Source organism: Paenibacillus mucilaginosus 3016 (assembly GCF_000250655.1).
GTDB lineage: Bacteria > Bacillota > Bacilli > Paenibacillales > NBRC-103111 > Paenibacillus_G > Paenibacillus_G mucilaginosus.
The window spans coordinates 8000453-8020585 of the sequence record NC_016935.1; the positions used below are offsets into that span (position 1 = coordinate 8000453).

Below are 20133 nucleotides of genomic sequence, written 5' to 3' on the forward strand. Positions count from 1 at the left end.
TTCCAATGCGGCGCCTCTTCTTCTGTTCGCTCTCCATACACAAGCTTTTCCAGGCCGGCATCCGGAGCCCGTATCCACATGTTCTCTCACCTATTATCCCCCATGTTAGGGGAAGACGGAGGGGGTTGTTCACCGAATCTATATTTATACTTAATACTAAATTAGAATTATTATAAAAAAGTATTGATTTTTATTTGAGAATGTTTATCATATAGTTATAGCCAAGAGCAAACCACATCAAATTACGAGGTGAACCGAATTGACTACGAATGACAAGAAGCTTACAACCTCCTGGGGCGCCCCTGTAGGAGACAACCAGAATTCCATGACCGCCGGCTACCGCGGCCCTACCCTGATCCAGGATGCACACCTGATCGAGAAGCTCGCACACTTCAACCGGGAGCGTGTGCCTGAGCGTGTCGTACACGCCAAGGGTGCAGGCGCACACGGCTACTTCGAAGTAACGAACGATGTCAGCCAGTACACCAAGGCTGCTTTCCTCTCCGAAGTGGGCAAGCGCACGCCGATGTTCATCCGCTTCTCCACCGTTGCCGGTGAGCTCGGCTCGGCGGATACCGTCCGTGACCCGCGCGGCTTCGCAGTGAAGTTCTACACCGAAGAAGGCAACTACGACCTCGTCGGCAATAATACGCCGGTGTTCTTCATCCGCGATGCGATCAAGTTCCCTGACTTCATCCATACGCAGAAGCGCCACCCGCAGACACACCTGAAGAACCCGAATGCGGTGTGGGATTTCTGGTCCCTGTCCCCTGAGTCCCTGCACCAGGTCACGATCCTGATGTCGGACCGCGGAATTCCTGCGACCCTGAGGCATATGCACGGCTTCGGCTCCCACACCTTCAAGTGGGTTAATGCAGAAGGACAAGCCGTATGGGTGAAGTACCACTTCAAGACAGAGCAGGGCGTGAAGAACATGGATGTGAACGTCGCTGCGAAGCTGGCGGGCGAGCATCCGGACTACCACACCGAAGACCTGTTCAACGCGATCGAGAACGGCGACTTCCCGGCCTGGAGACTGTACGTGCAGATCATGCCGCTGGAAGACGCGAACACCTACCGTTTCGATCCGTTCGATGTGACGAAGGTATGGTCCCAGAAGGACTACCCGCTGATCGAGGTGGGCCGCATGGTACTGAACCGCAATCCGGAGAACTACTTCGCGGAAGTGGAGCAGGCTACATTCACGCCGGGCGCGTTCGTACCAGGGATCGAAGCTTCCCCGGACAAGATGCTCCAGGGCCGGATCTTCGCCTATGCCGACGCTCACCGCTACCGGGTTGGCGCGAACCATAACGCGCTGCCGATCAACCGTCCTCACGTCGAAGTCAACAACAACCAGCGTGACGGTCAAATGCGCTTCGACGGCAACGGCGGCGCATCCACCTACTACGAGCCGAACAGCTACGGCGGCCCGAAAGAATCGCCGGAGCACAGAACGACTCCGTTCGAGGTATCCGGATTGGCGGACAGCGTAGCCTACGACCACGACGATCACTACACGCAGGCCGGAGACCTGTACCGCCTGATGAGCGAAGAAGAGCGCACGCGTCTTATTGAGACCATCGTAGGCGCCATGAAGCCCGTAGAGCGCGATGACATCAAGCTCCGCCAGATCGGCCACTTCTACAAGGCGGATCCGGAATACGGAACACGCGTTGCCGAAGGTCTCGGCCTGCCGGTACCGCAGACGGTTTAATCCGTCTACCGTCCCGCATCACTACCAAATTTGTAACTGCACTACTCCCGAATTCACACACTTTCCCGTATATGCAGCAAAGCCTTGGACATCCAGCGTCCAAGGCTTCTTTTTATTCCTAATAAGCCGTACTACGTCCGGCCGTATGTTACTGCTTCATCGTGAATCCTACGAACACCCCGAAGGCAAAGATCGTGGAGATTACGATCGTATGGAAGACGATCCATGCCCAGCGGCCGTAGCGGAACTGTCTCCCGGAGAGCGGAGTCCTCAGCCGGGGAGGAATAATTTTGCCTCCGATCCACTCGAAGATGAGGTAGAACAGCCACCAGGCGGTGTAGGAGTCCCACAGATCCCAGCCGAAGGTGAACCGGAAGATGCCCGTGTAAGCCAGCAGCACCACCTCCGACACCACAGCGATATGGACGATGGCCCAGTAGTAGGGGATTTTCCAGATCCAGCGCTGCGGACTGAACTGGACGCCGGCCAGCACCGTGAAGGGAACGAAGGTAACCATGACGAGGAAGGGCAGACTCCATATCGTCTGGATCGGCCGGTTCGGGAAGATATAGAGGCCCGCCAGAACGAATGCGTAGCAAAGCCCGGTCCCTACCGCTCCCGAGAGGAGAAAGAGCAGGCCGTATCGTTTCCAATCCCGCTTGATCAGAAAAAGGCTGCCTGCCGCCCCGATCACAATGGTGGCTATATTCGCGGCATATTCGTACCAGGGAAATTTCATGAAGGGACCCTCCCTCACAGATTGATGTTAGAATTCCCCTCTTCTCCCACGCTTACTCAGGTATGGGCGGATACGTCAAAAAAGCCCAAGCCTTCGCTTGAGCTTCCCTGTCTTCTATTTGAACCAGCCGTTCTCCTTGAACCGCGTGATCGCTTCGATCCGGTTGCTGACGCCCAGCTTGTCGAGGATCACCGAGATGTAATTGCGCACCGTGCCGGTCGTCAGGTAGAGCTCCGAAGCGATCTCCTTCGTGTTCTTCCCGTCGGCGACCAGCGCCAGCACTTCCTTCTCCCGGTCGGTCAGCGGATTCTCCTGGCTGAAGCCGCCGTCCACCAGCTCCGCCGCGTAGATCCGGCGGCCGGACATGATGCTGCGGATCGACTCCGCCAGCTCCTCGCTCGGGCTGTCCTTGAGCAGGTAGCCGTGGGCCCCCGCCTTCAGCGCCCGCTCGAAATAGCCGGACCGCGCGAACGTCGTCAGGATGAGCACCTTGCAGCCGCTGCCCTTGAGCTCCTCGGCGGCATCGAGCCCGCTCTTCAGCGGCATCTCGATATCCATCACACAGATATCCGGCTTGTGCTCGTGGACCAGCTTCACGGCATCTTCGCCGTTGCCGGCCCTGCCTACAACCTCCATATCCTCTTCGAGATCAAGAAGAGAAGCCAAGGCTCCGAGCAGCATCCGCTGGTCCTCGGCAATGACAATTCGTATCATAGGCCCGCCTCCGTTTGCGGTGGACTGAACGTATTCGGCACCCGGATGGTCACGAGGACTCCTCCCTCGGTCCGGATATCAAGGCTTCCGTTCACGAATTCCAGCCGCTCCTTCATCCCCCGCAGCCCGTTGCCGCGGAAGCATACCCCATCCCCCGCCATGCCGATCCCGTTATCCCTCACCCGGATCACAAGATCCGTAGGCCCCGGTTCAACGGACAGCGTACATGCCGTGGCCCGGCTGTGCTTGACGATGTTGGTCACGGCTTCCTTCACACACATGCTCAGCACATTCTCGGTGAGCAGCGAGGTGTTCTCCAGCTTCGGATCGCCCTCGAGCGTGAATTCTATCTCCGCGGCCTTCAGAATCTGGCGCACCCGGAACAGCTCCTCCTCCAGCGAGGTGCCGCGCATCTGGGTGACCATCTCCCGCACTTCCTTCAGCGCACTGCGTGCCGTCTGGCGGACATCATTGATCTCGCTGAGCGCCCGGCCCGGGTCCTTGCGCACCAGCTTGCCGGCCAGATCGCTCTTCAGGCCGATCAGCGACAGCTTCTGCCCGAGCGTGTCGTGCAGGTCGCGGGCGATCCGCTGGCGTTCCTCGAGCTTCACGAGCTCGGAGATCCGCTTGTTCGCATCCTCCAGCTGGCCCTGCAGCTTGTCACTCCGGTTCCTATTATACGTCGTAACGGGAAGAAGAATGACCGCGAGCAGCGTGATGAGCACGAACGGCAGCTGCGAGATGAACACCGGATTGCGCGAGACGAACTCGAGATTCACCGAGACAATCGTACTCATGAGGTGGATCGTGTACAGCACCATGAACCCTGCGCGATGCTGCAGATTGCCGATAAAGAACGCAATAAAGAGCGAAAAATAAACATAGCCGAACAGCAGGGTCATGGCGATGGAGATCACAATCTGCAAGGTGGTCCAGAAGTAGATCAGCCACCCTCTCGAGACGAACGAGAGCACATAACAGACGAAGAACACCACAATCATGACGATCCCGCTGACGACTTCATAAGTGGAAGAGGAACGGAAGATAAAGTAAAAAGGGAGGATATAAAAGACGACCCATACATAAGGGCTCAGGCCCGTATTCCTTTGAAAAATCTGATACCACTTCTGCATGGCCGCCCACCCTCTTGGATTCACTGCTGCTGTCCATTCCATTGTAGGCCAGGCTTACTCCCCTTGCAAGCCCGGACGCTGTCCCTTCAAGCGGTCCGTGACCGATTCGGAGGTGCTGCGCGGCAGCTTCATCTCGCGGAACGAAATAAAGTTCTTAGCCTGCTCATCCCACAGCTTGAACTTCAGCGATTGGAACGATGTGCGAAGCGTAATCGTTGTGGCCTTCTGCAGCGGAGGCGTCGCGTTGTGCGCCTTCTCCAGGTTGTAGTTCGGCACTTTGGGGCTCAGGTGGTGTACATGGTGGAAGCCGATGTTCCCCGTGATCCACTGCAGCACCTTCGGCAGCTTGTAGTACGAGCTTCCTTCAACGGCAGCTTTGACATAGCTCCACTCTTCCTCATGCTCGAAGTAGGAATCCTCGAACTGGTGCTGGACATAGAACAGCCAAATGCCGAGCAGACCCGATACGAACATCACAGGAAGCTGGACCATCACGAACGCCTGCCAGCCGATCAGCCAGATCATCAGAGCGTACAAGCCCACGAGAACCACATTCGTCATATAGGTGTCAATGCGTTCCTTGCTCTTCGCGCCCTTGCGGTTGAACCGGTACTGGAACAGAAAGACGAAGATCGGACCAAGGCCGAACATCACCAGCGGATGGCGGTAGAAGCGGTAGGAGAGACGAAGCCACAGCGGCGCAGCGGCATATTCCTCCACTGTCATGATCCAGATGTCGCCAATCCCCCGTTTGTCGAGGTTACTGCTCGTGGCATGGTGGATGGAGTGGCTGTTTTTCCACTGCTGGTAAGGACACAGTGTTATGACACCCAGGATGAAGCCGAGCGTGTCATTGGCCAGACGGCTCTTGAAGAACGATTGATGGCAGCAGTCGTGGAAAATAATGAACGTGCGCACCACAAAACCGGCCGTGACGACCGCGATCGGCAGGGTCAGCCAGAAGGACACGGACAAGCTCAGGTAAGCCCCGTACCACAGCAGCAGCATTGGAACTACGGTATTCAGAAGCTGGCGGATACTCGCTTTGGTGTCTGTCTGCTCATAAGGAGCAACCTTCTTCTTCAGCTCCGCTATGTTGTTCGATTGTTTCATCGCAAGCTTTCCTCCTCGATTCATCACACATATGAACGAAAGTAACTTCAGACGCGTCGTATTGTAGTTTAATTATAGAAGCCGCGCGTCATTCGTCACAGTCATACACGTCATGACGAGGACATGACACTTGTCATATAGCCTGGTCCTAAATCCTAGTGCTGGATTGATTATCCAGCGTGGGGACAGCGCAGCATCCTGCTATTTGCCGCAGCACTTCTTGAACTTCGCTCCGCTGCCGCAGGGGCACAGGTCATTGCGTCCGACTTTCCTGCCCGTTGCAAAATCGATGACCGTCCCGCCTGGCGACGGCCCGGCTGCCAGCTCCGGCTCACTCCATTGGCGCAGCTCGATGGGGCTGTACCCCTTGAGGGCCCACCGCTTGGTGCGGTTGGAGGAGCTACTCCGCCAGTCCGTCTCCTTCGAAGGAGCGGATGATCTCCCGTGCATGTCCGGAGATCGGCGTGCTCCGGCCCACGGTCTTGTCGACCAGTACAATGGCTCCGCGGCCCGCGGCCTTGATTCTCTCCCCCACCACCAGCGCGTACTCGATGTCCATCGAAGAGCGGCCGAGCTTCGCCACCCGCACATGCAGCTTCAGCGGGTCCTTCAGGAACACTTCGGCGAGATACTTGCACTCGAGGTCCGCGACCACGGATACTTTTTCGTCGGTAAACAGTTCTTCAGTCAGCCCAAGATGCTCGAAATATTCGATGCGTCCCTGCTCAAAATACATAAAATAGCTCACATTATTAACGTGTCCCAGGAGATCCGTCTCACAGTACCGGACTTTGATAGGGGTATGAAAATGAAATTTCTCCAGCCACTGCTGCGGATCGGGTCCGATAAAAGAAGCTCTGCTCATCTCGGTGAATCTCCTTTCAGGTAGGTCAACATACGCTTCCCCCATTATATCCGCTTTGCCGGCCCAAACAAAAATAAAACCGGACCCTGCCGCGGAGGCAGAGCCCGGTTGTCACCTGTGGATATGGCCGTGCTGGTCGCTGACATTCGAAAACTCGCGGCTTAATTCACGCGTTCAAAAATCCACTGCTGTACCGTATTGTTGAGATCGGACCACTGCCCGATGTTGCCGCCGTCCACCAGCGAGCCGTTCGTCACGTCGAGCAGCTTGCCGCTGTTGCGGTTCTTGATCTCGAAGTACTGGTTGTTCGTCGAGATGAAGCTCCACTGCTGGTTCGTGGCACCCGTGTTCGGCCACTGGATGACATCGGCCCCATCCGCCGTCGAGAGGTTGAGCACATCGGCCACCTTGCCGTTGTGGCTGGCGCGAAGGCGGAAGAAGCCGCCGGATACCGGATCCAGCGCCCAGCGCTGGTCGCCGGTGCCGTTGTAGGTCCACTGCAGGATGTTCGCGCCGTCTGCGGTCGAAGCGACGTCGACAGCCATCACCTTGCCGCTGTTGCGGTTCTTGATGCGGTAGTAGATATCACCTGTACCTTCACCGGAAGGTCTGGTCACTGCAGCTGCCGGATTAACTGGTGTGCCGAAGACAGGCGTGTCGCCATTCCACGTAATCTTCTGGATCCGCGTCGTGCGCTGCTCCGCGCAGCCCTGGCCGGAGCCGTCATTGGCGTGGTAGACGATCCAGTCTTCCGTGCCGTCCGGGGACTTCACGAAGCTGTTGTGGCCCGGGCCGAATACGGAGGCCGTCTTCTGGAACACCGGGCTCGCGCTCTTCGTCCAGCTGCTCGCTACCGTCAGATCGGCGGTCAGGTTCGCACTGAGCAGGCCGAGCTTGTAGTCATCCGTCCAGCAGCCGCTGGCCGAGAAGCTCAGGTGCACCTTGGAGCCATGCGTGATGAAGGCCGGGCCTTCATTGACCGGGGAGCCGGAGGTTTCCCAGGAGTTCGTCGGCGTAGAGATGACCGTCCCGCGGCCGGAGATCGCTGTCGGGGAGCTCATCTTCGCGATCATGATACGCTGCGGCTGGTTCGGCGCAATCTCGGACCAGGAGATGTACAGCTGGCCGTTAATATTCGCTACCGTGTGGTCGATGGACCAGTAATCCGCCGTATCCTTCAGCTTGATCGGCGCGGACCACGTGCCCTCAAGCGGGTTGGCGCTCGTGTTCCTGATCACCCACATCCGCTGATTCGGCGTGTTGGCTTCACTGCTGCCGGCGCTGAAGTACAGATACCACGCGCCGTTGATGTAGTTCAGCTCCGGAGCCCAGATGTTGCCGGAGTAGCAGTTCGAGCCCGTGCAGTACGTCGGAGACTTCGTGAACACCGTCTTCCGTGTTCCATTACCGATGCCCGTCAGCGAGGTGGATCGCGAGATGTCGATTTTGTCCCAGCCCTGGGAGGTGTGAACGAAGTAATAGTAGCCGTCCGTGTGCTTCATCACGTGGGGATCGGCCGAGGAATAAGGTGCGACCGGATTGATGAACGTCGTCGACGCCGCGCTGGCCTGGAACGGGAACGCCGCCACCATCATAACGAAAGCGATGGCCATAGTGAGCATGCGGTGGGTCTTTCTTTTCTTCATATTATTGCTGCCTCCTTCATCTGTCTCGTAGTCTTCCTGCGTCTGATGCCATACTTGAATGCGTGAGATGAACGGCTCCCCGAACACCATGCGGGATGTATGATCACCATTATCTCTGCCATGACGCCGATTCCAATCGATCGTCGGTCAGTCATTCCCCCTTCCTCTGCCGGAACTTATTAAGCGCTTTCAAATTTGCTGTTACTTAATCATAGCCGCTCACTACCCAAAACAAAATATAATTCCTTTTTATTTTTGTTGATTTTTTTACGAAAATGTTAAATGAAGGGGAGCTCTCCGATAGCATAGGGCTCATCGCCAGTCGAGAAAAACAAAGAACCAGACCGGCCTGATCGGCCCTTGTCCGGTTCCTCTTTCGTTCGATGAATCGTGCTTGCGCATGCCCGGCTGATGGAATCTGACATCTTGCCCCCGCCGCACTCAGCTCATCGCTGGCTCCCTCCGCTCCGGCGCCTTCCGGGCCTCCAGGATCTCACGGTAGACGCTGATATAGTCGCGTACCATCCGCTCCCGGGTGAATCGCTCTTCTACCCTACGGCGGCAGCCTTCCCGGGAGATCCCGGCGATATCCGCGAGGCGCTCCACCATTTCGTTCACGCCGGAGACGATATAGTCGTTCCTGCCATCCTGGATCAGCTCGGGCATCGAGCCGCGGCGGAAGGCCAGCACCGGCGTGCCGCAGGCCATCGCTTCCACGACACTGAGGCCGAACGGCTCGTCGAAGTAGATCGGGTGCAGCAGCGCATACGCCCTGCCGAGAACCTCATTGCGTTCCGCCGGGCCGACCGAGCCGATATACCGGATATCTCCACTGAGCTCGGGTGCGACATAGCGCTCATAATAATCCCGGTCCTGGATAATCCCTGCGATGAGCAGCTTCATGCCGGCCTGCTTGGCCGCCTCGATCGCCTCACGTGTGCCTTTGTCCGGATGAATGCGCCCGAAGTACGCCAGATACTCGCCGGGACCAGGCTGGAACGCGAAGTTCTCCAGATCGATCCCATGATAAACCGTCCGGATATACTTCAGGTCCGGATGCCGGTCCGCGTCGCTGATCGAGACGTAGTGGGTCTTCTGATTGTATTTGCGGTAGACGGGCAGGATCTTGGGGGAAGAAAAGCCATGGATCGTGGTCACCATCGGCGTGTCGATCAGGCCGCTGTAGGATAGAGGCAGAAAGTCATAGTGGTTGTGAATGATGTCGTATTCCTCCGCCTGCTCCATGAGCGCCGAGATGTGCAGGCATTCCCATACCTTCGGATCGATCTCCCGGTCCTCTTCGTAGGGTCTTGCGCACACGCCTCTCAGCTTGGCCGAGGTAACGGAATCGCCGGTCGCGTAGAGGGTCACATCCATATTCTCCTTGACCAGCCCCTCCATCAGAAGGGACACGACCCGCTCCCAGGGTCCATAGTGGCGGGGCGGCGTTCGCCAGGCAATGGGGGATAGAATGGCAATTCTCATAGGGATGACCTTCCTTTCTGAAAGTTCATGGCATACAAGAATTAGGCATTACACCTCTGTTTAACTGTAGTAACCGAATGGGAAAATGAAGCTCAAGCCGCGTCGGGCTTGGGTTTGTGGGGGATGGTTGAGCAAAAAAAAGACCCTGCCGCGGCGGCTGAGCCCGTTGTTGATATGACCTATCCTAGTAAAAAGCTAGCTTATCGACTTCGTATGCCGGCAGCCGGGGAATGTTGAACAGCCATAGAAGCTTCGACCTTCCCTGCTTTTGCGGACGACCATGGGAGCGCCGCAGCTGCAGGTTACGCTCACTTCTTTGTGCTCCTGGACACCGGCTGGGGCCGTATTTTGTTCCGGCTGCCTCATCTCCGAGGTCGCAGCTGTATTCAAGGGCTGATCTTGCGGCGCTTCCTTCCTCCGAGCCGGCTTCTTGAACAGCAGCCACACTACGCCGATCACAGCCACCACGACAACAGCTCCCAGCATCCAATTCACTTCGCTTCGGCGCGCAACGAGCTCTCTGATTTGGTCGAAGCGATCCATACAAGCCATGAATACAAAGTAACCGCCAACCAAACCGATCAGGGTGATCACCTTCTCCGGAATCACGCGTCCCACCTTCGAGTACACAACCAACCATAGCAGCGCATATAACACGATGATCATACCTACAAACAGCAGCGGTTGTAAGATCATTCCTTTTACTATGCTTCCCAGATCAGTAGACATGTTCATATTCTGTCCTCGCTCTCATCCATCTTAATAGGCTTGAATCCCGAACTTCAGCAGCTTCCTCGGCAGCACGTCATCCAGATTCTGAATATCCGCGTCTTCCAGCTCGATCAGTTTGAACCCGTACTTCTCATAGATGTCCAGCTTGACCTTCTTACGCTCCCTGTATCTCTCGTCATTCTCCAGTCCCCAGTATTCGATGTACACTTTGCCGACGGGCAGATAAAAGTCGCAGTACACGTCCTCTTCAATAGGCAGCTTTCGTTCGTAAGCGTGGACGATCTCGGACATGTAGAGCCAGTTGTCAATCAGCATCTCGGCCCGGGAACGCACATAGTGCCCATCCGCAGTCCGATGCTTGGCTTCGAATTTATCCCGGAAGCCTACCGGCGCCGCGGCGGCTTTCGGTGCTTCCTGTTCCTGAACGGCCGGCTCGTCCACCTGTTCCTCCGCATCTCCGCTTTCCGTCACTGTATTTCCCTGTACCGATTGGATCGTCTCAAGCAGCCGCTTATTCGTCAGAATGCTAGGGTTCCAAGACACGGATGGAATCCCCGTCTGCGCATGCTCGAACTGTCTGCCGCCCAGGCTCTCCCCCAGCTTGGTCACCGTCCATCCCTTCACGGACTTCTGGATCATGCCAAGCTCCGACAAGATTGGATTCATCCGGAACTTCGAGACATTAAAATGCTTACTGAGCGCCGTAGCGTTAAGCAGCTTCTCCTCTTCGGCAGCAGAAACAAGCTTGTCCGTCATACTTTCATCCCAAGCTATATAAGTTCCGTATTGGGGGTGGGTCTTCATGATCCCGCCGGCTTCCTTCCCCTGATCGGTGAGGGTCCAATTCTCATTTTCCCGTTGAATCAGCCCTTTGGTCAGAAGGATCTGGAATAGTTCTTTGGCCGGCATACTCATTTCTTTCGCCAGCGCCGAGGTGGATACGTATTTCTGTGACATATCGGTAAGCAGCCCCGCTTTCAGTAAAAGTAAGCTATGTATTACACGTTACCTTGTTTATCGGTATGAACCTGGTCGTTTTACAGTACTTGCCACAGGAAACTGCCAAAAATGAAACCGAACCCAGCGACAGCCGCAGAATTCGGTTCCTAATTTTGCGGCATCCAAGCGAGGCTCGGCTCCGTCAAAAGCATCCTGGTCACCTTCTCCCTCGCTCTGCTAAGCCTACTGCTGTTCATGCTGGCAGCGGAGTATTCACTCCTCGGGCTGCTTGTCTCCCTCGCCATTGTCGGCTTCACGGCAGGTCTTACCATGTCTGTCCCTCCCACGCTGCTCGCCGGGGAATTCGTGCAGGAGCGGGCGACCGCCATCGGGGTGTACAACTTCGTACGCTACCTGGGGATGGCCGCAGCGCCGATGATCGGCAGCCTTCTCTATCCATGGGGCGGGAGCCTGCTGTTGTTCGGCGCAGCCGCCTTGATGATGGGACTTGGCATCCTGTATGCCAAGCTCCAGCTCTATGCTCCGGTTGCCGGCAACCCGGCGGCAGTGTCTGAGCGCAGCTAGACAGTAGATGGCGGCACATAACGGTCCGACAAAGTGGAAACATATGGTAAATATATGATAAAATGATCGCATAGCAACCAGCAGGAGGGGGTAGCATGTTCAATCCCAAGGTCTTCTTCTATTAGCCGCGCCGCTGTCCATGGCCGCAGGCCATAATCTGACCCGGCGCAGCGGGGATGAAGATGTTCGATGGAGAAGTACCTTCCAAGAAGCACAAGGACCAGACGGGAGAAGCTCAGGGAGGTACGCAAGGGAATCAAAAGTGTCCACTACTCCAAAGAGTGCAAGGGTGTAAGAGAGCTGCTGCAGCGCAGATACAAGGCCCGAATGAAACAGCTCATGTGCAAAGAGCACTACGAACTGCTGCATAATTACCAGCGGACCAGTGGGTGGCATACATGGTGAGGTGATCGAGCTGAGCCGGAGAAACAAGTATATCGCCAATTCCATCAGCTTATGGGTTCTGCCTATTTTTTTGTCCTTCGTGTATACTGTTCTGCACTACAAGACGCTCGACTTCTCAAGCATCCGCTTCTTTGAACCATTTGAAGGAATCTATCTGGTTTACTTCGTTGGTTCCTGATTGGCCTTATCATTGATATTTACTTGAAAAGAAGAGGGAAGACGTTCTAACCGAGTGGCGGCGGCCATCCGCCAATACAACGAAGAGGAGATGCTTCGCGCATCTCCTCTTCGTCTTTCCTTCATTCGTACCGATTCCCCGCTCTACGGATCGTCGGCACCCGCATGTCCATCTCCCTAAGTCCTACTGATCCTTCAGCGGGATATCATACAGCCGGATCGCTGTCTCCAGCGAATGATGAAGCCGTCGAACCTCTTTCAAAGCCGGCTCCAGGCTCTCTTCGACGCCATCGACGAAGAGGTCCATATGCCATTTCAGCGTCGTGCCCAGCTGCCTCCCGAGGGGAGTCTCCGGCGGAAGAGCGAAGGGCCTGAACTGGACCTTCGTCCCGCTCCGCGCACAGTCCCTCACCCACCAGGCCAGAAACTCCACGGATTGCAGACTTTCCGGCGAATAGTCGAAGGCGATCTCAAACTGGATCAGCACCTCCTGCTCCAGCCCGCCTCCCGTGCGCAGCAGAGCGGCATGGGGAAGATGGGCGCACGCGCTGTACCCCAGCATCTCCGTATCGATCGGCTCGAGATTCTCGACTCCGCTTTCGATTCCCGTTATGCCTTTCAGCCCCAGGAGGGCATTATGAAATTCTTCAATATCAGTAGGATAATGACTCATGTTCTGCTCCTTATTATACGGCATCCGCGGTTAGCCGATCGTCGATACGATATTGCCGTCCTGGTCTTTAATATGGGTGGGAACGATGTGCAGAATCATCCCTTTGAAGGAAGACAGCACGATCACGCCTTCCTTCGGCTGCAGCTTCCCGGACAGTTCGGCGGCGCTCGCTTCGTCGAGCTTGATCCGAATCTCGTCCTCCTCTTCCTCGAAGCCCGGCTTCTCCCCCGGCTCCCATACGACCTGAATATCCGGTCCGGACATATACAGCGATTTTCCTTTCAAAATGCGGCCGGCCAGCATCTTGCCGACGATCCCTGCCTGCTTGGCGCCCAGCCTGACCACAGCGGGAGTCCTGCCGAGCAGACGCTTCTTGGCCGGCTCCCAGCCCAACTGATCGACATATAAGAAGCCGGTGCTGGAACCGTCTCTTTCCATCCCTCTTTGCACCGCTTCGGCGATAGCCGGCCTTTGCAGGAAGGAATCCCGCTCCAAATCCGTTATGTAAAGCGGCATGTGTTCCTCACAAGTCTCCAGCACGCCGAGTGTATTCCACGTCTGCATCGCTTCGAGTTCGTCGCAGGTGATGCCGACCATCTGCAGGAACTGTACCTGTCCGTTCGGCGTGTCCATGGCCGGAAGCTCGGGATCCTCGACGAAAGCCAGCGCCGTCAGCTTCGTATCCGACCCAAGGCAGATCGGACCGTTCGCGTCCAGGTAATCACCCGACCGGAAGATATTCCCGCTGCGGAACACATATCTGCCCATATTCTGCAGCAGATTGAGCGCCCAGCCCGGAGGCTCCTCCTCCGCTTCCCCACGCTTGAGCCGCATGGTCAATTCAAATCCATAGCCGCTGTGCTCGGCATCGTCCGATTCCTTTTCGTATAACTCCGAAAATCCGTATGTCACGATATGCCAATGAGGCAGAGGCTGTTCGGCCTTGTAGGCGCTGATGCCGTCGAGCGGATCGGGGCCTCCCAGATTATATGGAATCATCGTTCCGTAATGCTTCTCTTCCTGATCTCCGTAGAGCTTGGACATCGCCTGGTCAATGGCGTCCCAGCCGTGAGATTGTGCTTCTTCACTCATTGTTGTTCCTCCCCATAGGTGCAATATGCCTATTATATCAAAAGCGAATCTATTCTTCCTTTTATTGGTCTATCAATTCATAAGGAAAGAGCCATCACCCGAGCGGATGATGGCTCCATAACACACACTTTATCGCCTATTGATCAAAGTAAGCACTTGTTCCACTTCTTTATCCTGTGCCTTCCACCCGTTACGGCTCCAGATCCGATGAAACGAATAGTGAAAAGCACTCCACCTGTGTCGAGTGTTCAGCGAGATTTATCTACTTTCATACCGTACTACGCCGTAGTTCATAAAAATACTGCACAGCTGGATGCTTTAACTTCATCTTCTCGGTCATGTTTACTATTCGCTTTTTTCCAACTCGTCTGTCCACTAAAGCTAGAATATTCAATAAGATATCCTTACTCTCCAAGCTTTCCTCTATAGAAATGGACAAAAACTGATTAGCTGCAACGACAAAATTTGATCTGCTTAATGAGGCCTGTGCTGACAAAAGCTCCTTTGCATATTCTGATATTTTTCTACTTCTTGCAATTACGATTAAACGATCCTCCGGAACGATTCCCTTGGTATCTTTTCTGACCGCTTCCATTTCTTCATGGTTGATAGGAATTTGGAGATCTGGATCATTCTTAATTTCCTGCTCCGTCTGATACCATCTGATTGAGCTAGTTATATCACTCATATTAAGTACGTTCTTTTTATCTACGGCAATATAGCAAATCCCAGATTTATCAGGCAAATAACGGTAACCGGTTGCCCGGTATTCGACCCTTCCATATAACGCAGGACAGAGGAAACCCTCCAGATTTTGCTTCACTTTGCTCCAGGACATGTATTCTCCTATGTTCTCAAAGCCTACCACCAGTACTTTGCGGCTGTCAGGCTTTCTTTTTGAATAATGAGACAGTTTATTGAATCACTTTGTATCTTACATTCATTTATTCTGTTTACTGTAGAGCATGGCAAAATAAGGGGCGCAGCCTATTTAGGCTGGCCCCTCCATTCCATCAATCATACGCACTCCACATGTGCCGTAAACGGAAACATCATCCCCGTTTGGGCATCATGCTCTCCCTGCTACTTCCCCTCATACGCCTTCGTCGCTGCATCCAGCATCGCCTGCCAGCTGTCGAACCCCGTCTCCCGGTTCACATGCCGGTCGAACAGCTCCCCATGCAGGTTGTTAATCTCCTCATGCGTTTGCGCCTGGAAGTTGCCTTTCTCCAGGAAGTCCGCGAAGTTGTTGAAGCTGGAGTGCTTGCTCATGAACGATTCGTTGAACAGCTTATCCAGGGAAACGTGATTCGGATCTTCCTCTACGGTCTTCTGTCCTTGCAGTTCCTTCAGCAGATCGTCGAACGACATTGGCTTTTGCTTTCTCAAATGACCACCTCATTGATTAATTTGGTTATTGCACGAGCAGGCTGATTACTTGTCGGATTTATCGCTTGTAGGATGGCTGGAAGCGGCGGTGCTGTCCGGGTTCTTGGTGCCCTTGCTCTTATACGGCTTCGGTCTGCTCTTGAGCCGGTTGGCGCTGGCCTGCCAGCGGTTCCAGCCCTTCTTGTCGGTGCCCCGGCCTGTGCCGCCCTTGCCTTTTGCTTTACTCAGGTTCATCACTCCATAGTATATGCTGGGTAGGTTACTTCTAAGAGTCCTGGGCCGGCCAACCTGCCGATTGACGCAGCCCTCTCTCTCCTTGCCCTGGACCCCTGCCAAGATGTTGTGTCGTTGCGCTTGCCCCTGGCTTACTGCTGCTTCGTCGTCACCAGGCCGGCCCACTCGCCTTGGAGCCAGGCGTCGAACTCCTCGCCCTTCTCGCCCTCGTAGGTGTCGTAGACATCGGTGCGGGTCTTCTGCAGCTTCTCCTTGAACTCCTCGTACGTATGGCCTTCCGGCAGACTCTTCTTCAGGCGCAGGAACACTTTGTTCGCGCCCTTCACGAGCTCGCCCTTCTTGCGCGGCGGCAGCTTGACGTCTTCGCCGAACGCTCTCAGCTTGCGGAACGCCGCTTCCTGTACCGGGAACACCGCATCGCCCCGCAGGACATGCTTCAGCACGTTAATCGTCTGGTCGGTGTTGTACTTGCCCAGCTCCTCCACCGCGGCGAGGCGCTCTCTCCAGTTCGAGGTGCGGTTGGCGGCTTTTTTCAGTTCATCATAGTTTTCGGGCAGTTCATACTGCACATCTTGGTTACTCAATCGATTCAGTCTCCTTTGGGTTGGTTGGTATGGTTAACGATTCATTCGGTTAAGCAGCTGCTCGATCGCCGGGACAGTAAAACAGGCCAGGTTGGCCGGAAGCGCATCGAGCGGGAACCAGCGAATGTCGCCGATGGCCCCGCCTTCCTCCATGTTGCGCAGCTCGCCGCCTAGGATCTCAGCTTCGTAGAGGGCCGACACCCAGTGCTCGTCCCGCTCGGGCCGGATCGTCTCGGCCATGCAGAGCAGGCATCTCACCTGGATATCGAGATTCACTTCTTCCTTGATCTCCCGGACGACACAGTCCTCGAGCCGTTCATAGGTGTCGAGCTTGCCGCCGGGAATGCTCCAGGTATCCTTCTCCGGCTCTCGATTGCGCAGCACGAGGAGAATCTCCTGGTTCTCATTGACGATGGCGGCGCCTACACCCATTCGGGGAGTAACCGACGCGGCAGCCTCAGCTGCAGGAGCAGGAGTCTTCGCCATTAGGCCTCCCCCGCTTCCCCGCGGACCAATACCGCGACGCTCTCCACATGCACCGTGTGCGGGAACATGTCCACCGGCTGCACCTGCACGGTGCGGAAGCCGCCGTCCTCGAGCACGCGCAGGTCGCGGGCCAGGGTCGACGGGTTACAGGAGACGTACACCACGCGCTCCGGCCGCATGGCGAGGATCGTCTCGAGCAGCGCGGGGTCGCAGCCCTTGCGCGGCGGGTCGACGACGATGACGTCGGGGGCGATGCCCTTCCCGCGCCACGCCGGGATGACGACCTCGGCCGGGCCGGCCTCGAAGCTCGCGTTGCGGATGCCGTTCAGCCGCGCGTTCGCCCGCGCGTCCTCGATGGCCTCCGGCACGATCTCGACGCCGTAGACCTGGTCGGCCTTCTGCGCGAGGAAGAGCGAGATCGTCCCGATGCCGCAGTAGGCATCGATGACGGTCTCCCGGCCCGTGAGCGCCGCGTATTCGAGCGCCTTGCCGTAGAGCACCTCGGTCTGCACCGGGTTCACCTGGTAGAAGGACCGGGCCGAGATGGCGAAGCGGATGTCGCCGATCGTGTCGTAGATGACGTCGCTGCCCCAGAGGGTGCGCGTCTCGTCACCGAAGATCACGTTGGTCTCGCGGGTGTTGATGTTCTGCACGATGCTGGTCACGCCCGGCACGTCGCGGCGGATCAGGCCGGTGAGCTCGTCCGCATGCGGCAGGTCGCGGCCGTTGGTCACGAGCACGACCATGATCTCGCCCGTGTTGAAGCCGTAGCGGGCGATGACGTGGCGCAGCAGGCCGCGGCCGGTCTCTTCGCTGTACGGGCGGATGCCGAGCTCGCGGGCGATCTTCTTCACAGCGCCGACAACGGCGTCGTTGTTCTCATGCTGGATGAGACAGGCCTCCATGTCGATGATCCGGTGGCTGCCCTGGGCGTAGAAGCCGCCGACCAGGCCGCCCTCTTCGGTCTCGGCGAGGCCGATGGGTACCTGCGCCTTGTTGCGGTAGCGCCAAGGGTCGCTCATGCCGAGCGTAGGGTGCACGATGATGCCCTCCTCGCGCTCGCCCACGACCTGCAGCTTGCCGATGCGCGTCAGGTTGTCGATGACGAGCTGGCGCTTCCAGCGCATCTGGGCCTCGTAGCTCAGGTGCTGGAGTTGGCAGCCGCCGCACTGTTTGTAGATCGGGCACGGGGCATCGATGCGGTCCGGGCTCGCTTCCAGAACCTCGAGCAGCTTGGCGTAGCCGTACTGCTTCTTGACCTTGACGACCTTGACCCGCACCTTCTCCCCCGGCAGCGCCCCAGGCACAAAAAGGGTATAGCCATTCACACGGCCTACCCCTTCCCCCTCGTGGCCGATACCGACGATATCGGCAGTATAGTCTTCATTCTTGGCGACCGGCAGTCCGCTGAGGTCTTCGGCCCCGGCGGGGCGGCCCGGCCGTTTATGGTTTGATTTTGTATCGGTAGTTTTCGTTCTCGTTGTCGGTTTCTTCGATCTCGTCATCTTCGTCCACTCCGGGTTTCGTTTTCCAAGGCAGCTTCATCAGGTTGATCGCTGGGGTCTTATACGTAGACTGCCCGGTTTCATCCACAAAAATATGCAGGTGCTGCGGCAGGTTGGTGAATACGCACGGCAGCGTGCCGCCGAACTCGCCGTCCAGGTTGACCTGCACGTAGTCCGGGGACGTGACCTGGATCTGCTTCGTCTGCAGGTAGATGACGTTCGGGTCGGCGAGATGCTCGCCGCGCAGCGCCAGGGTCACGACACGGATGAACTCCGCGAGGTTGCACTTGCGCAGCACGAGCACGTCGAACATGCCGTCGCTCAGCGATGCGTCCGGCGCCAGGCGCTCGAACCCGCCGACGGAGTTGGAGTTCGAGATGAGGAACAGCATGACCTCCTCGTGAAGCTCCACCTCCGCGGTCTTGATGTACAGCTCGATGGGCCGCAGGCGCGGCAGCTTCTCGAGCCCCTTCATATAATAAGCCAGCTGGCCGATCATCGTCTTGAGCTTGCTCGGCACCTCGTACGTGAGCTCGGTCATCGACCCGCCGCCCGCAATATTGATGAAGTACCGCTGGTTCACCTTGCCCACGTCGATCACCCGAGAGTGCTGGCGCAGGATCACATCCACGGCGGCGTCCCAGTTCCGGGGAATGTTCAGCGCCCGGGCAAAATCGTTCGTCGTCCCCAGCGGAATAATCCCGAGGGGCGGACGGTAATCCTTCTCGGCCATCCCGTTGATGACCTCATACAGCGTGCCGTCCCCGCCGGCCGCGATGATGATATCGAAGCCCCGCTCGACCGCTTCGGCCGCCGCCAGGGTGGCGTCCCCTTCGCCGATAGTCGCATGTGTGCTCGTCTCGAGGCCCCCGCGCTCGAGGCGCTGCAGCACGTCCGGCAGCCGCTTGCGCATCTCCTCCCGCCCCGAGGAGGGATTGTAGATCAGCCTTGCCCGTTTTGCCATTCTCTCTCTCACCCGTTCATTTCGAAGTTGATATAGGATAAGGCCCGGCGCTCGATCCAGCGGGAGATGCCCGGATGAGGCAGCATCGCCGCCCCGTTGTACCGGTACTCCCAGCCGGCCAGCCGCTCAGGAATCACTTCTCGTGTAAAATAGCCCTCGCTCAGAAACACCGGCGCCACGATCACCCGGCAGTCCGGTCTCTGCTTCTTCCACAGCCGCATCTTGAACGCCGTCTGGTCCGGCAGCAGCATCGCATAGTCCGCTTCGGCATAGCCGCCGAGCGCCTGGATCCGCACTGCAAGCCCCTCAAGCACCCGGCGCCACTGGAGGTGGAAGCCCTTCTCGATGCTCCCGTGGCCCACGAGCAGCAGGATCTCCCGCGGCGGGTCTTCGGACAGCGGGCTGACCTTGCCCTGCAGAATCTCCGCCACTTCCGCGTCGTCGTCCATCGGATCGGCCATATGTACCCGCGCCCGGATCTCAAACGGCTCCATGTCGGTCGGCAGCAGCGGCGCATCCTTCACGCCGAGGGCATACGAAATCTCGTCAATGTGCGTACTGCCCGAAGAGACGAACAGGGGCACAACGACGAGGTCCGTGCAGCCCAGGCTCTCCAGATGGGTGATCCCGTCCTGGATGAGCCGCCCTTCCACGATCTCGAGGAAGGAAGAATAGATCGGCACCCCGTCCGGCAGCTGCACCGCATCGACCGCTTCGTCGACGAGGCGCACCCAATCCGCGCTCCGGGAGCCGTGACTTATCACTAATATACCGTATTTTACCACGCCGTATCCCTCCTGACACCCTCCGGGTCCGCCTAATGTTGCAGCCCGTCCCTATTCCTGCCCAAGACAACGCCAAAAATCCCGCTCGGCCTGGGAGACGGGACGGTGGTGCGGTACAGCCGCACGCCTTGGAACGCTGGGCAGGGCGCCCTTCCCCCGCACCACTGCAGA

The 20133-nt window shown here is 57.1% G+C and carries 22 protein-coding genes; 2 read left to right on the plus strand and 20 right to left on the minus strand.

Going from position 1 to position 20133, the window contains the following annotated elements; translation table 11 throughout:
- The first annotated feature begins 259 nt into the window (after positions 1-259).
- A complete protein-coding gene (gene katA, locus PM3016_RS33245) occupies positions 260-1717 on the plus strand; it encodes a catalase KatA (RefSeq protein WP_014372420.1) in 1458 nt (485 codons plus the stop codon).
- A gap of 148 nt (positions 1718-1865) precedes the next feature.
- Here katA and PM3016_RS33250 read toward each other — a convergent pair whose 3' ends face one another.
- The 10 genes from PM3016_RS33250 to PM3016_RS33290 form a co-directional block, all read right to left on the minus strand.
- Positions 1866-2456 carry a CBO0543 family protein gene (locus tag PM3016_RS33250; RefSeq protein ID WP_014372421.1) on the minus strand — a complete coding sequence of 197 codons (591 nt, stop codon included), beginning with the start codon at positions 2454-2456 and terminating at the stop codon, positions 1866-1868.
- Positions 2457-2570: 114 nt separating this feature from the next.
- Positions 2571-3170, minus strand: a complete 600-nt coding sequence (locus PM3016_RS33255) for a response regulator transcription factor (protein ID WP_013920879.1) — start codon at positions 3168-3170, stop codon at positions 2571-2573.
- A complete protein-coding gene (locus PM3016_RS33260; RefSeq protein ID WP_013920880.1) occupies positions 3167-4303 on the minus strand; it encodes a sensor histidine kinase in 1137 nt (378 codons plus the stop codon). The genes PM3016_RS33255 and PM3016_RS33260 overlap by 4 nt, the downstream gene beginning before the upstream one ends.
- 54 nt (positions 4304-4357) lie before the next feature.
- Positions 4358-5416 (minus strand): Delta(5) desaturase DesA, encoded by a 1059-nt coding sequence (gene desA, locus PM3016_RS33265; RefSeq protein ID WP_014372422.1) that lies wholly within the window; start codon positions 5414-5416, stop codon positions 4358-4360.
- A 201-nt stretch (positions 5417-5617) separates the two neighbouring features.
- Positions 5618-5866 (minus strand): SEC-C metal-binding domain-containing protein, encoded by a 249-nt coding sequence (locus PM3016_RS37755; RefSeq protein WP_014652884.1) that lies wholly within the window; start codon positions 5864-5866, stop codon positions 5618-5620.
- Positions 5817-6281 (minus strand): acyl-CoA thioesterase, encoded by a 465-nt coding sequence (locus PM3016_RS33270; protein WP_013920883.1) that lies wholly within the window; start codon positions 6279-6281, stop codon positions 5817-5819. Before PM3016_RS33270 ends, PM3016_RS37755 begins: the two co-directional genes overlap by 50 nt.
- A 161-nt stretch (positions 6282-6442) precedes the next feature.
- Complete coding sequence (locus PM3016_RS33275; RefSeq protein ID WP_014372423.1) at positions 6443-7927, minus strand: family 43 glycosylhydrolase; 1485 nt, start codon at positions 7925-7927, stop codon at positions 6443-6445.
- A gap of 441 nt (positions 7928-8368) precedes the next feature.
- The gene (locus tag PM3016_RS33280) at positions 8369-9412 is read right to left on the minus strand and encodes a glycosyltransferase family 4 protein (RefSeq protein WP_014372424.1); all 1044 of its coding nucleotides are present in this window, start codon (positions 9410-9412) and stop codon (positions 8369-8371) included.
- Positions 9413-9607: 195 nt separating this feature from the next.
- The gene (locus PM3016_RS33285; protein ID WP_238540388.1) at positions 9608-10108 is read right to left on the minus strand and encodes a topoisomerase DNA-binding C4 zinc finger domain-containing protein; all 501 of its coding nucleotides are present in this window, start codon (positions 10106-10108) and stop codon (positions 9608-9610) included.
- A 63-nt stretch (positions 10109-10171) separates the two neighbouring features.
- Positions 10172-11101, minus strand: a complete 930-nt coding sequence (locus PM3016_RS33290) for a helix-turn-helix domain-containing protein (protein ID WP_014372426.1) — start codon at positions 11099-11101, stop codon at positions 10172-10174.
- 162 nt (positions 11102-11263) lie between these two features.
- On the opposite strand from PM3016_RS33290, the gene PM3016_RS33295 reads away from it, so the two are divergent.
- Positions 11264-11668, plus strand: a complete 405-nt coding sequence (locus tag PM3016_RS33295; protein ID WP_081484355.1) for an MFS transporter — start codon at positions 11264-11266, stop codon at positions 11666-11668.
- A gap of 766 nt (positions 11669-12434) precedes the next feature.
- Here the strand turns inward: PM3016_RS33295 and PM3016_RS33305 are convergent.
- The 10 genes from PM3016_RS33305 to PM3016_RS33350 all read right to left on the minus strand — a co-directional run bounded on the left by PM3016_RS33305 (position 12435) and on the right by PM3016_RS33350 (position 19962).
- Complete coding sequence (locus PM3016_RS33305) at positions 12435-12923, minus strand: hypothetical protein (RefSeq protein ID WP_014372429.1); 489 nt, start codon at positions 12921-12923, stop codon at positions 12435-12437.
- 30 nt (positions 12924-12953) lie between these two features.
- Positions 12954-14015, minus strand: coding sequence for a suppressor of fused domain protein (locus PM3016_RS33310; protein ID WP_014372430.1), 1062 nt, complete (start codon positions 14013-14015; stop codon positions 12954-12956).
- Between the two features lie 268 nt (positions 14016-14283).
- Positions 14284-14853: an SF0329 family protein gene (locus PM3016_RS33315; RefSeq protein WP_014372431.1), complete on the minus strand. Its 570-nt coding sequence runs from the start codon at positions 14851-14853 to the stop codon at positions 14284-14286.
- Between the two features lie 245 nt (positions 14854-15098).
- Positions 15099-15386 carry a hypothetical protein gene (locus PM3016_RS33320; protein ID WP_014652896.1) on the minus strand — a complete coding sequence of 96 codons (288 nt, stop codon included), beginning with the start codon at positions 15384-15386 and terminating at the stop codon, positions 15099-15101.
- Positions 15387-15449: 63 nt separating this feature from the next.
- Positions 15450-15632 carry a DUF3934 family protein gene (locus PM3016_RS33325; protein WP_164923415.1) on the minus strand — a complete coding sequence of 61 codons (183 nt, stop codon included), beginning with the start codon at positions 15630-15632 and terminating at the stop codon, positions 15450-15452.
- Between the two features lie 137 nt (positions 15633-15769).
- Positions 15770-16222 (minus strand): HEAT repeat domain-containing protein, encoded by a 453-nt coding sequence (locus PM3016_RS33330; RefSeq protein WP_013920900.1) that lies wholly within the window; start codon positions 16220-16222, stop codon positions 15770-15772.
- A gap of 33 nt (positions 16223-16255) precedes the next feature.
- Positions 16256-16708 (minus strand): NUDIX domain-containing protein, encoded by a 453-nt coding sequence (locus PM3016_RS33335; protein ID WP_014372433.1) that lies wholly within the window; start codon positions 16706-16708, stop codon positions 16256-16258.
- Positions 16708-18213, minus strand: a complete 1506-nt coding sequence (rlmD, locus tag PM3016_RS33340) for a 23S rRNA (uracil(1939)-C(5))-methyltransferase RlmD (RefSeq protein ID WP_014372434.1) — start codon at positions 18211-18213, stop codon at positions 16708-16710. The genes PM3016_RS33335 and rlmD overlap by 1 nt, the downstream gene beginning before the upstream one ends.
- Positions 18152-19177: a diacylglycerol kinase gene (locus PM3016_RS33345; protein ID WP_013920903.1), complete on the minus strand. Its 1026-nt coding sequence runs from the start codon at positions 19175-19177 to the stop codon at positions 18152-18154. Before PM3016_RS33345 ends, rlmD begins: the two co-directional genes overlap by 62 nt.
- An 8-nt stretch (positions 19178-19185) precedes the next feature.
- Positions 19186-19962 carry a sirohydrochlorin chelatase gene (locus PM3016_RS33350; protein WP_013920904.1) on the minus strand — a complete coding sequence of 259 codons (777 nt, stop codon included), beginning with the start codon at positions 19960-19962 and terminating at the stop codon, positions 19186-19188.
- Positions 19963-20133: the final 171 nt, after the last annotated feature.